Raw genomic sequence first — 13,689 nt, 5'->3', positions numbered from 1 at the left:
ACTTATACCAATCATAGTAAGTAACTGATCTATTTTACTTGTTAAAACAACTTATTTTTTCGTTGTAAGTTTCGTATAGGGAACAACCATTTACATCAACTTACGCCTCAAACTAAGCCATTTTTCCGGCGCAAAATTTAGATCAGTTATTTAATACAATTGGTATAAGAAACGCTTACTTTAGACTTATTATTCTAGAAGAATTTTCCTCTACACAAACAAAAACAGCGCTAAAAAGCGCTGTTTATTTGGTTTGTTAAATTAGGTGGATTATAGACCTAGTTTAGCAAGCTCTTTTTCTACTACAGATACTGGTAGTGGAATGTAACCATCTTTATCTACGATAGTTTGACCTTCCTGAGATAACATTAATTTAATGAACTCAGCTTGTAGTGGAGATAATGGTTTGTTTGGGTGCTTGTTCACGTAAACGTATAGGAAACGAGATAGTGGGTATTTACCGCTAATCGCATTTTCAGTTGTTGCTGCTACGTAATCAGTTCCTTTCTTAGAAAGTGGAACAGCTTTAACACCAGCAACTTTGTAACCGATACCAGAGTAACCGATTGAGTTTAGTGAAGATGCAACAGATTGAACTACAGATGCAGAACCAGGTTGCTCATTTACAGAACTTTTGAAGTCACCTTTACAAAGTGCTTTAGATTTGAAGTAACCGTAAGTACCAGATACTGAGTTACGACCAAATAATTGGATATCTTTCTCAGCCCAGCTATCGCCTAAACCTACATCAGACCAACGTGTAGCATCTTTATCTGCGCCACATTTGTGAGTTGAAGAGAAGATAGCATCAACGTCAGAAATTGATAGACCTTCAATTGGGTTATCTTTGTTTACGAATACAGCTAGTGCATCAATTGCAACACGAACGGCTGTTGGCTTGTAACCGTAATGTTTTTCAAATGCTTCAATTTCTTTAGACTTCATTTGACGACTCATTGGGCCGAATTGTGAAGTACCTTCAGTTAGTGCAGGTGGAGCTGTTGAAGAACCAGCTGCTTGAACTTGAATGTTAATGTTTGGGTATTGACGCTTAAACTCTTCTGCCCAGAAAGTCATCATGTTTGCTAATGTATCAGAACCAACAGATGAAAGGTTACCTGAAATACCGCTTACTTTTGTGTAAGAGTGTAGTTCGTGATCTGCTGCAATAGCAGTTGTCGACATTAATGACGCAGTACCTAAAGTAACCGCTGCGGCTAACATTTTAAGTTTCATTCAAAACTCCATTTTCTACTAAGTTAATTTTTACGATTTGTATTTTATTAGTTATTTAACAAAATATTCATTACGCTTCGTAGCGATGGTGCTTAATATGAACGTGTAATGTGACAATTTCATTACACATGAATTATTTTATTCACAAAAAACAAAAAGGTTTATCGCCTTTAAGCAATAAACCTTTTTTATCAATTGTTTAAACAGTTATTTAAATTTAAACTTTGTTTTTATAAACACGACGAACGAGTGCTAATGGTAAAACAAGTAACCATAACCATAGTGTTGCAGCACCACTTCTCTCGTAATCTTCATCATCGTCAGCCAATGTTTCTGAATCCCAACAGTTCGGGCTATCATCTGGATCCATTGTCGTACTTGGCGTTAGTTTTAATAATACGGCTGTTGCATTAACACTGCTGTTGTAGTCGCTGTCACTGTCATATTGGAAACCTTCAGCTAATACAACCCCGTCATCATTGATTGCAGTTGCACTTTCTAAACGAATTAATGGATGTGTTACTACACCATCATCATCTTCTGTACATAGTAAGTCATCAATAAACCAGCTATCACCAGTTGTATTATCATAAAGGAATGCACTTTGTGTTCGAGGATCACCCCCTACTACCGGATCAGTTTGGTCGTAAGCATCTGCACTACCCACGATTAAGCCGTTTTCATTCATGTCATAACCATAGCTATTTGCACCACGGTATGAAGCACTATCGCCCGCTAAACGTTGTTTAGTTGATAACACTTTAGTGTCCTCTAAAGGAATGCTAATGCTGTCATCATCGATATCGTAAATGAACATTTCGATTGGGTAGTTTACGTTTTTAGTTGAGCCATATTGACGGTTACCCATCACTATATTTTCATCGGTAATGCTTTCTGCCCATGAGTTGTAATAAGTAGAATCATCGTTTTTGTCGTAATCACCATCAGAATCAGATTCATCAGTCGCATCAACAATCACGGTCGGTGTATCATAAGCACCATCATCATCTGGCGTCATGATGATCGCTCGTTGACGACCACCTTCATCACTGTCTGAATATTCGTAAGTTGATACACCTACTGCTACGCCCGAGCTATTAATATCAAAGGCAGCGGCACTGTAAGTCGCGTCACTTCCATCACGCGTGGTGTTATCATCTAACCATTCAGTCGCTAAAGCAAAACCTTCGATTTCAGTAGCGTTACTATCATATTCCCAAGCCCAAGCTTGCGTATCAAACCCAGGACAATTCACTAAGTAGTTTAGATCGTCTAAATCGTCTTCATCACCTTCATTGTAACAAAGGTCAAAATAGTCACTATCGCCACCCGCTAATGATTTACTTGCATTACCAACAATCAGCGTTTTAGTATCACCGTTATTATAAGTCACATCACGCATGCGATAAGCGCTACTAAAACCACCTTCGTCGTCATCAAATGCTGTTGGAATTAATGAGATAGTGGCGTAACTTGTACTTGGGTCAACAATAAAAGCACGACGAACGTAATCACGCTCTCCATCCGTGTATGGTCCAGAACCATAACCTACGGCAAAGCTGCCTACATCAGAATCAACAACGTCAGTTATTTTAACGTCAGTATCATCGCCAAAACCTTCTATTTTTACATTGTTAGTCGCGGCTAAGAAGTAACTCTCAGCATCTGTCTCATTATTGTCTATCTCAGCACTCGTAGTACGCCAGTCTTGATAACCATTTTCATAGCTTGCGTCGGTGGAATCTTCACTACCGTAATAGATCAGCTCACAGACATCATCGTCATAGAAACATTCTTGGTTGAAGGTAAAAGGCAGACCAATATCAATATTTTGATCAAGATCTGCTTTTAAAGCATAGACCCCCACGGTATCGCCTTCTTCAGTAATCGCAGATGGAAAAGGCCCATAATTACTACCGGTCGTGTCTGGAGACAAAATCTCATATTCATAATAAGAAGAAGTCGCAGCCCAAGCACTACTGGTTGATAGTAATGCTATAACTGAAATAGCTTTGCTGTAATTCATGTTAAAATCATTCTCCGTTTTGTAATTCGTCTAATTCTTCCCAACGGCTAAAAGCATTTTCTAGTTTTTCTTCTGTTTCTGCTAATAGCGCTAAGAATTGGTCAGCTTCTTTTTTATCTTTAGTAAAGAACTCAGGTGTATTAATCGTTTCCTGTAACTCTACTACTTTCTCTTCTAACTGCTCGACTAATGCAGGTAAACCATCTAGTTCAAGTTGAACTTTATACGATAGCTTTTTCTTTTTAGGCGATTTTACCGCTGCTTTTTCAACTTTTTCTGGTGCTGGTTTTGTTTCTTTCACTGCTTGTACTGGCGCTTCACTTTGCGCTTTATGGCGAACAGCATCACTATAACCACCCACAAATTGTTGAATATTGCCATTACCATCAAAGAACCAAGTATGGGTTACTGTGTTATCAACAAAACTACGGTCATGGCTCACTAATAATAATGTGCCTTGATAGTTCGCTAACAACTCTTCCAATAACTCAAGCGTTTCGACATCGAGATCGTTGGTCGGTTCATCAAGAATTAAGAAATTACTTGGTTTTAAGAAAATTTTGGCTAATAACAGACGATTCTTTTCTCCACCAGATAATGCTTTGACCGGAGTACGGGCACGATCAGGATGGAATAAAAAGTCTTGTAGGTAACCGAGGACATGACGTTTGTTGCCATTAATTTCAACTTCTTGCTTGCCTTCAGCAAGGTTATCAACCACGGTTTTTTCTGGATCTAATGCATCGCGGTATTGATCAAAGTAAGCCACCTCTAATTTAGTACCACACTTCACTGTCCCTTGATCAGGTTCAATATCGCCCAGTAATAATTTAAGTAACGTACTTTTACCACAACCATTACGACCTACTAGGGCAATCTTATCGCCACGCATAATAGTGGTATCAAAATCGCGTACAATGCGTAGATCTTCATAACTATAAGACAAGCCTTCAGTTTCAAAGATGATTTTGCCTGAACGTGCCGCTTCATCCACGACAATTTTAGCTTTACCTTGCACGTTAACGCGCTCGGAGCGTTCTTGGCGTAATGATTTTAATGCACGCACACGACCTTCATTACGGGTACGGCGGGCTTTAATGCCTTGGCGGATCCATTTCTCTTCAAGGGCTAATTTTCTATCAAATTCCGCATTTTGCTCTTCTTCGATACGCAATGCTTCTTCTTTCGCAATTAAATATGCTTCATAACCACCCGGCCATGAACTTAACTTGCCACGGTCGATATCAACAATACGTGTTGCTAAACGACGAATAAATTCACGGTCATGACTGATAAATACAATCGAACCATTAAATGACATTAAAAACTGCTCAAGCCATTCAATGGTACCGACATCCAAATGGTTGGTAGGCTCATCAAGTAATAATAAATCAGGGTCATTCACTAACGCTTTAGCTAATGCAACTTTACGTAACCATCCACCTGATAGTTGATCTAAAGTAATTTCAGGGTTGATCGCTAATCGATCAAGTATTTGATTGATTTTAGAATCTAGTTGCCATGCATCAAGCTGGTCAATTTGCTCTTGAAAACGTTGTAATTTATTAAGTTGTTTTTCACTACAATCTTCAGCAACAACACCTAACTGTTCGTGGTATTGGCTTAATACTTTACCCGCATTTTCCATACCTGATGCCACATAATCATAAGCACTCATGACACTGGCAGTTGGTGGATCTTGCTCTAAACGAGCGACTTTCACATCGTTATTGATCAATAATGTGCCGTCATCAAGTTGAATACGGCCATCTAATACTTTTAATAATGTCGATTTACCTGCGCCATTACGGCCCACTAAACAAACACGTTCATTTGCTTCAATAACTAAGTTTGATTTATCTAATAATGCACCGCCACCAAAGGCCAGTTCTGCGTTATGTAATGTTAATAATGCCACGTTAATTCACTCTCGTTAATGTGTCTTTATCTTATGCTTGCTAGGTAAACACCTATTTCGTTCCGCTAACTAAATCTTCTAATTAGCATCGTGCCAGCTATCGTAAGATACAAATTGTTGTATTTATTGAACGTCAAAAGGCCAATCAATATTGGCCTTTATGTGTTGTCATGTTACCACTGCAAATTGTGGAATTTATTTAATGCCATGACCTTAATCGCGTTTAGTTAATAACCAACACTGATGAATTTTATCATTGCCTTTAAAATCTTCTGGAATAGACGCTTTGCTGATATCTTTCACATAAAAACCTAGCGCTTTAATTGCTTCGATATCTAGTTTAAATCCACGTTTATTGTTTGAGAAGATGATCTCACCTTTTGAATTTACACGTTCGCTTGCCGCTGTTAGTAAAGCAACATGATCATCCTGAACATCAAACACATCACTCATACGTTTTGAGTTTGAGAAAGTGGGCGGATCAATAAAGATCAGGTCGTACATTTCATGGGCATGTTGTAACCATTTAATACAATCTTGTTGGATAAACTCATGTTTACCTTTGATGCCATTCTCTAGGAAGTTTTCTTGTCCCCAGTTTAGGTAAGTATTTGACATATCCACACTGGTAGTTGATTTCGCACCACCTAATGCAGCATGTACAGAAGCTGTTGCTGTGTAACAAAATAGGTTTAAGAAATCTTTGCCTGCGGCCATTTTGCCTAAACGTAAACGCGTAGGACGATGGTCAAGGAATAAGCCTGTGTCTAAATAATCTTGCAAGTTAACAATGATTTTAGCCGGCCCTTCTTGCACCACTAGACGTTGCTTTTTGCTGTCTAATTTTTCGTACTGTTGACGCCCTTTTTGGCGTTCACGTACTTTGATAATCAATTGATCATCGGTTAAGTCCAATAGGTAACGCGTTGTTGAAACGATATCTAAGAAACGACGACGTACTTTTTGTGCATCAATCTCTTTTGGTGCGCGATATTCTTGAATAATTAAGTATTCGTTGTAGCGATCGATCGCCACATTATATTCAGGTAAATCGGCATCGTATAAACGGTAACATTGAATATCTTCACGCTTAGCCCATTTATCTAAACGTTTCATATTTTTCAGTAAGCGGTTAGCAAAATCTTCCGCATAAATCGCAGGTTTAATCTGTTTAACTTCTTTAAACACTAATTCAGATTCAGACTCTTCAGCCATTGGGAATTGTTGCGCCGGTGTAATGGTTCCCCACGGGTTATCTTCCGTTGACTCTTTATAAACTACGTCAGCTTTTTTAGGTGTTTTAGTTGGTTTAGCAGTTGCTTCAACTTGTTCCGTTACTTCGACGTTACGCTTTGGAGAAATTCGGTAGTTTTTAAGCACACATTCAATCGGACCATTGAAGAATTTATAACTACGTCCAGCACGCATACCAAGACAGCTTAGTAGCTCAGTATCCATCGCGAACATGCTTAAGTTCCAACCTGCAAAGGCATCTTTAAAGTGGTGACCAAGCTCAGTATACAAGGTAATAGTGTCACTGAAACCACCTAAACGCTCACCGTATGGCGGGTTTGAAATCAGCATACCCGTTGTTAACTCTTCCGGCGGCATCACTTTTTTAGCATCTTGGACGCTAAATTCAATTAGCTCAGCGACACCTGCACGTTGTGCATTTTGACGTGCAATACTGACCATATCTTTACTTAAATCTGATGCATAAAAACGCGCATCACAATCATTAACAGCACGTTTACTGTAAACTTGTGCGCTTGTTTTAAGCGTTCTCCAGGTTTCTGCATCATGCTGCTTCCATTGCTCAAAACCAAATTTATCACGTAATGTACCCGGTGCAATGTTCAATGACATCATCGCCGCTTCGATCACTAACGTGCCTGAACCACACATAGGGTCGAGTAGCGCTTCACCTTTCCAACCACTGCGTTTAATAATACCGGCCGCTAATGTTTCACGTAATGGAGCTTCACCCGCAATAGTACGGTAACCACGCAGGTGTAATGGTGAGCCAGATAAATCAAGGTAGATTGAGGCTTTATCTTTGAATAAACGACCATTAAAACGGATATCAGCATCTCGCTTTTCAACGTTTGGACGTTCATCAAATTTCTTACGGAAGCGATCCACAATGGCATCTTTAATTTTTAATGCGCCAAATTGAGTATTACGGATCTCATCATTGCTTCCTGAGAAATCGATAGAGAAGGTTTTATCCACGTCAAAGTGGCTTTCCCATGGAATGTTGCTACAACCTAAGTATAAATCCATTGGGTCGATCACTTTGAATTCACTTAACTTAAGCAAAACACGAGACGCAAAACGCGACCATAAACACACTTGGTAACCTTGCTCTAATGAACCGTCAAAGCTAACACCACCAGCAATTTGCTTAGTATTTTCAATACCAAGATCTTTAAGTTCTACTTCTAATAAAGGCGCAAGCCCTTTCGCTGTTGGGATAAAATAACTGAACATAGACGCTCTCATGCAATTGTTGAATAAAAAATAGCGCGTATTATACCTTGCAAAAAGGATTATCCCTATGGAATTTTCAGCTCTTTGTTAGTGATGATTAATCGATGACTTTTAGCTTAGCTGATATTAACTTCAAAAATATTACACAGTATTGCTTTGACTTTTGATTTGTTTGATAAAAGATTAAGAATTAATGAGTTAAGTTTTGTTCTGCAAAGGAATTAAAGTGAATTTTGATAGCTTGCCTGAGTCTAAAACAAGCCTTAACCATTAGATTAAGGCTCATTCAATCACTTTTATAAGGTTACAAGACTAGCTTTTTAGCAGCTTGACTGTGCCGTGCTTGCATATCTGCAAGATCATGGTCCATCAAGTACCCAGATTTTACTTTCCACTCACCCGCCACCATCACAACATCTGCTTTATGTGCACCACATAAAATTAATGCAGCTAAAGGGTCGTGTGCACCAGAAAAGCGTAGTTCATCCAATTTAAACAGGGCCAAATCCGCCTGTTTACCCACCGCTAATTCGCCAATATCATCACGTCCTAACACTTGTGCAGAGCCTTTTGTTGCCCAATACAAGGCATCAAGGTGTGAGACTTCGTCTGCTTGATAACGTAATCGGTTAATCATCAGCGCTTGGCGCACCTCTTGAATCATATTCGAGCCATCATTAGAGGCAGAGCCATCAACGGCCAAGCCTACTGGTGAACCTGCTGCCTGTAACTCCTTAGTTCTACAAACCCCAGAAGCGAGGATCATATTAGAAGATGGACAATGCGCGATGCCAGTTTTTGCAACACCCAGTCGTTTAATCTCTTGGTCATTAAAATGGATGCCATGGGCAAGCCAAACATCCGATGATAACCATCCCACAGACTCTAAATAATCAAGTGGACGTAAGCCAAACGTTTTTATACAAAAACTGTTTTCATCCTCTGTTTCAGCTAAATGTGTGTGTAACCGTACTTGGTTGTGACGTGCTAGTTTGGCCGTTTCTATCATGAGGTCAGTGGTTACTGAAAAAGGTGAACACGGGGCTAATGCTAATTGTACTTTAGCGCCGTCTCCGCGTTGATGAAACTGAGTGATCACGCGTTGGCAATCATCCAAAATGGCAGCATCACTTTGTACTGTTGATTGAGGTGGTAATCCACCATCCTTCTCACCTAAGCTCATAGAGCCACGTGTCAGCATCACACGGTTTCCAATCAGTGTTGCTGCGGATACTTGAATATCTATCGCTTCAGTTAATGCCTCAGGAAAAAGGTAATGATGATCAGCAACGGTTGTACAGCCTGACAATAACAATTCAGATAACCCTAACTCTGTCGCCGCATGTAACATATCTGGTTGCAGTTTTGCCCAAACAGGATATAAGGCTTGCAACCAAGGAAATAGGCGCTTGTTTAACGCAGGTGGGAATGCTCTGGTTAATGTTTGATAGAGATGATGATGAGTATTGATTAAACCGGGCAGTAAAATGTGCTGAGTCGCATCAAAATATTGGTCGATATCATGAGTCGGCTCACTATTTTTTGGTACTAACTCGATGATGATTCCATCTTTAATAACGATCCCGTTACTTGCATCTTGCTGATTAGCTGTGAAAGTGGAAAGTGGTTTTTTGATCCATAGTGTTGTAGACATCTGTTCACCTTTATATAAATAGAGCGAACGATAATGAGGGATATTAAAGCAATAAAGCTAAGCTGCTCAGTCACCTACTGCTAACTCATTCAATCACTAAGCCTTTATATTTAGCTTAATTGATTAATAAGGCAGTTATATCGTCGCGATATAATAAATAGCAGTGACTTGCGTGTTAATCTGCTGAGAGATTACATTGTATCTATTTATTGATGAATTAACATACAATTATTGATTAAGTCGTTAAATTTAAACAACTAAGCTTTATCAACCGAAAGCTTCACATCAACTCGATGCATAAAAAACGCTTCAGATAGAAGCGTTTTTAGGGATGCTATGAGCCATAAATGCTTATTTATTTAATAAGTATTTGATACGTGTTTTCAGGATATCTGTGGCGATACGATTTTTACCACCACGAGGGATGATGATATCAGCGTGTTGTTTAGAAGGCTCGATAAACTGTAAAAACATCGGTCTTACGGTTTTTTTATACTGCTCCATAACAGAGTCTAATGTTCTGCCACGTTCCATAATATCACGGGTTAAACGGCGCATTAAACAGATGTCTAATGGAGTATCAATGAAGATACTTGCATCAATTTGTGAACGCAGTTTTGAATCTGTTAGTAATAAAATACCTTCAATGATAATGATTTTTTTAGGTGATAAGTTAATCACTTCATCGGTGCGTGTATGTTCCGTGTAACTGTATACAGGAATTTCAACTGATTGGTTATTTTGTAAAGATTCAATGTGTTGCCCTAACAATTCATGGTCAAAGGCTTTTGGGTGATCGTAATTGGTTTGCACACGCTCTTCCATTGGCATGTGTGATTGATCTTTATAATAAGCATCTTCAGAAATGATACCTATTTGATCTGTTCCTAACTCCTGACGAAGTTCATTACAGATGGTATGTGCAATCAAACTTTTCCCTGAGGCAGAAGCCCCTGCAATTGCAATAACGACACAGTGATTTTTATTCAAAATTGACCTTTATAAATGTATTAAGTTTAGTCGAAATGGCATTAACATGGTTCATCACACCATGCAGACATTAATCATACCGGTGACACCAATCTGATTAAGTAACTAGAACCATCCCTCAGTATAGAGTGATAAATTTATTGTGCTGGGTAAGCACGATTAACAAAATAAGCTAAAATACTGCCACAAATTAAGCCGCCAATATTAGCAAAAAGATCCATCCACTCACCGTAACGGTTTTGATAAGGTTGGATCAATTCAATAGTGCCGCTGAGTAACGCAAATAATAGAACAATAACCATCCAGTAATTTGGTTTTTTCAGCATTAGTGGAAACACTAAAGCACTATAAGCTATAAAATGATGTGTCTTATCAGTACCAGGAACAGAGGGTAACTGTTCCATTGGAGTCAGTGACAAAAAGATGATTAATGAGGCTAATATAATTGATAATATAACCCAACTGTTTCTAATTAACTGCAATAGTAACCTCATCGTTCGTATCCAGCCTTTACGCCATCAATTCAGCTAATTCTGCTAATAGCTTATGTTGCTGATCTGTCAGTTCTGTTGGTGTAGGGATCACCACGTTATAAATTAAGTCACCGACTGAATCACTGTTCATGGCTTTAACACCACGGCCTTTAATTCTGAACTTACGTCCTGCCTGTGTACCCGCTGGAATTTTCAGATTAATGTGTCCGGTAAATGTACGTGCTTTAGCGGTTCCACCAATAGTAGCCGTTGGGAAATTAGTTGCTAAATCACAATATAAGTCATTGCCTTTGCGAACAAAAAATTCGTGTTCCAATAATTCAACTTCAACAAACAGATCTCCACGAGGAGCGCCTAAAGTCCCTGGATTACCTTGTCCAGCAACGCGCACCCGTTGACCTTGATTAATTCCGGCAGGAATAACCACACCCAATGGGTTAGTTGTATTAGGCAAACGCACTTCTTTAGTACAACCCTCTACACACTCTTCCAACGTTAATTCCACTTTTAGAATAATATCTGAGCCGTTTTTAGGTTGAGGACGACGCGGTTGTTGTCGTTGTTGATGACGTTGTCCAAACATATCGCCGAACATATCATTAAAATCACCGCCTTGGCCAAAACCACCCTGACCAAATCCACCACGTCCACGTGCTTGGCCATTTTCAAAAGCACTGTGTCCAAAGTCGTTATATTGTTCACGTTTTTCAGGATCACTTAAAATTTCATAAGCATCTTTTACTTCACGGAACTTTTCTTGTGCGACAGGGTTATCTGGATTTCTATCTGGGTGATACTTCATCGCCAGTTTTTTATAAGCTTTTTTAATCTCTTTATCAGATGTTGTTTTACTAACACCCAATACTTCATAACAATCACGTTTTGACATTCTTTTCTCGATAATTCCAGGGTAATAACATAATGCACATCAAAGCGGGCGAATTATAACGTAACTAATTTAAAATCACATAAAAATTGCGACTTGAAGCAGACAAAGTGATCTCACTTTATTACGTTATATATTAATCAATTAACCTAATCGCTTTTAAATCACTTTATTTTTTATGTATAAAGTTATGTTTTTAAATATAAAAATAGTTATTTCAAAGACACTAGTATAAAAACTAATCCGTTTCCTTTTTTATTCGCTTAAATAATCAGCAAAAATAAACAATAAGTAAAACTTATAGATAAAATTTAAATTACAATTAAAACCTATCAATTGTATTCGTACAAACGTTTATATTTTTCAGCTAAACCTCACTATCATCCATGCACTTGTTACGAAAATGTTTAAAGGAAATAAATGTGAAACATAAATTTAACTTATTAGTACCTATTCTAGGATTAGCTTCCATTTTTAATGTCAACGCGGAAGTAATGACAAAAGATAATGGTGCAGCGATTGGAGATAATCAAAATTCATTAACTGCGGGCCCTAATGGTAGTGTGTTATTAGAAGATGTTCACCTGATACAAAAATTACAACGCTTTGCCCGCGAACGTATTCCTGAGCGTGTAGTGCATGCGCGTGGTACAGGCGCTCACGGTGTTTTTGTTGCTTCTACTGACTTTACTAATGTCACCACAGCAGCACCGTTTTCTAGTAAAGGTAAAGAAACACCAGTGTTTGTGCGCTTTTCATCGGTGATCCACCCTAAGGGGAGCCCAGAAACATTGCGTGACCCAAGAGGTTTTGCAACTAAGTTCTATAGTGATCAAGGTAACTGGGATCTAGTCGGTATTAATATCCCAGTATTCTTTATCCGTGATTCCATTAAATTCCCTGATATGGTGCATTCACTTAAACCATCTCCAGTTACTAATATTCAAGATCCTAACCGTTTCTTTGATTTCTTCTCTCATGAGTCTGGGTCAACTAATATGCTAACCCGTGTATTTAGTGATAACGGCACACCAGCAAGTTACCGTGAAATGGATGGCTTTGGTGTTCATGCATATAAGATGATCAATGATGATGGGGACGTAAGATATGTAAAGTTTCACTGGAAGAGTCATCAAGGTATCCATAATTTAGATGCAGACCAAGTGAAAGAGGTGCAGTCGATAGATACACAACATATGACACGTGACCTTTACACCAACATTGCCGAAGGTAACTTTCCAAAATGGGATTTATATATCAAAACATTAAATCCAGCTGATTTAAATAAGTTTGCCTATAACCCATTAGATGCGACTAAAACTTGGGAAAATATAAAAGAAACAAAAGTAGGCACGATGACGTTAAACCGTATTCCAGATAACTTTTTCCAAGAAACAGAGCAAGTGGCGATGGCGCCTGCAAATTTAATTCCTGGTATTGAGCCTTCTGAAGATCGTTTATTACAGGGTCGTATCTTTTCCTATGCAGATACTCAGTTGTATCGTTTAGGGGCTAACCATCAACAATTACCCATTAACCGCCCTGTTGTACCTGTGGTCAATTACAACCAAGGTGGCATAGGTAATGTTGGTAATACACAGTCAGATATAAACTATCAACCAAATTATGAAGGTGTTGCTGAAGATGCAAAAGCACTTCATAGCACACCTAAACTGGTAGGCAAGGTACAGCAAAAAACGATTTATAAAACATTGGATTTTGCGCAAGCTGGTGACCTTTACCGTTCTTATACTGCTCAACAACGTACTAACTTGATCCGTAACTTATCGGGTGATTTAGGTCAGGTAAAAAATAAACAGATCCAACATAAAATGTTAAGTCACTTTTACAAAGCCGATACTGAATATGGAACACGTTTAACGGAAGCAGTTAACGGTGACCTTGAGAAAGTAAAAGAGATCGCAGCAACATTATAAATAAATGAATGGGTAGGTAATAAGGTGAACATTAATAACATCACCCCTACCCCTTTAA

At 38.6% G+C, this 13,689-nt stretch carries 9 protein-coding genes; 1 reads left to right on the top strand and 8 read right to left on the bottom strand.

The annotated features are described in order from the left end of the window. Positions 1-270: 270 nt before the first annotated feature. The 8 genes from DS885_RS12780 to DS885_RS12745 all read right to left on the bottom strand — a co-directional run bounded on the left by DS885_RS12780 (position 271) and on the right by DS885_RS12745 (position 11,697). Entirely contained in the window at positions 271-1,236 is a 966-nt protein-coding gene (locus tag DS885_RS12780) for a PstS family phosphate ABC transporter substrate-binding protein (RefSeq protein WP_113819813.1), read from the bottom strand. 217 nt (positions 1,237-1,453) lie between these two features. Beyond that, positions 1,454-3,262: a DUF3466 family protein gene (locus DS885_RS12775; RefSeq protein WP_113819812.1), complete on the bottom strand. Its 1,809-nt coding sequence runs from the start codon at positions 3,260-3,262 to the stop codon at positions 1,454-1,456. A 7-nt stretch (positions 3,263-3,269) separates the two neighbouring features. Next, positions 3,270-5,180 carry an ATP-binding cassette ATPase Uup gene (gene uup, locus DS885_RS12770; protein ID WP_113819811.1) on the bottom strand — a complete coding sequence of 637 codons (1,911 nt, stop codon included), beginning with the start codon at positions 5,178-5,180 and terminating at the stop codon, positions 3,270-3,272. A 213-nt stretch (positions 5,181-5,393) separates the two neighbouring features. Next, complete coding sequence (gene rlmKL, locus DS885_RS12765) at positions 5,394-7,670, bottom strand: bifunctional 23S rRNA (guanine(2069)-N(7))-methyltransferase RlmK/23S rRNA (guanine(2445)-N(2))-methyltransferase RlmL (RefSeq protein WP_113819810.1); 2,277 nt, start codon at positions 7,668-7,670, stop codon at positions 5,394-5,396. 304 nt (positions 7,671-7,974) lie between these two features. After that, positions 7,975-9,324, bottom strand: a complete 1,350-nt coding sequence (locus DS885_RS12760) for an 8-oxoguanine deaminase (RefSeq protein WP_113819809.1) — start codon at positions 9,322-9,324, stop codon at positions 7,975-7,977. 351 nt (positions 9,325-9,675) lie between these two features. After that, a complete protein-coding gene (udk, locus tag DS885_RS12755; RefSeq protein ID WP_113819808.1) occupies positions 9,676-10,314 on the bottom strand; it encodes a uridine kinase in 639 nt (212 codons plus the stop codon). Between the two features lie 137 nt (positions 10,315-10,451). Beyond that, the gene (locus tag DS885_RS12750; RefSeq protein WP_113819807.1) at positions 10,452-10,808 is read right to left on the bottom strand and encodes a VanZ family protein; all 357 of its coding nucleotides are present in this window, start codon (positions 10,806-10,808) and stop codon (positions 10,452-10,454) included. Between the two features lie 16 nt (positions 10,809-10,824). After that, the gene (locus tag DS885_RS12745) at positions 10,825-11,697 is read right to left on the bottom strand and encodes a DnaJ C-terminal domain-containing protein (protein WP_113819806.1); all 873 of its coding nucleotides are present in this window, start codon (positions 11,695-11,697) and stop codon (positions 10,825-10,827) included. 383 nt (positions 11,698-12,080) lie between these two features. Between DS885_RS12745 and DS885_RS12740 the strand changes: the two genes are divergently transcribed. Beyond that, positions 12,081-13,631, top strand: coding sequence for a catalase (locus DS885_RS12740; protein WP_113819805.1), 1,551 nt, complete (start codon positions 12,081-12,083; stop codon positions 13,629-13,631). Positions 13,632-13,689: the final 58 nt, after the last annotated feature.

The sequence above is a fragment of the Psychromonas sp. B3M02 genome (assembly GCF_003318165.1).
Classification (GTDB): domain Bacteria; phylum Pseudomonadota; class Gammaproteobacteria; order Enterobacterales; family Psychromonadaceae; genus Psychromonas.
Note: the sequence above shows the minus strand (reverse complement) of the source record. Positions and strands in the feature narration are given on the sequence as shown.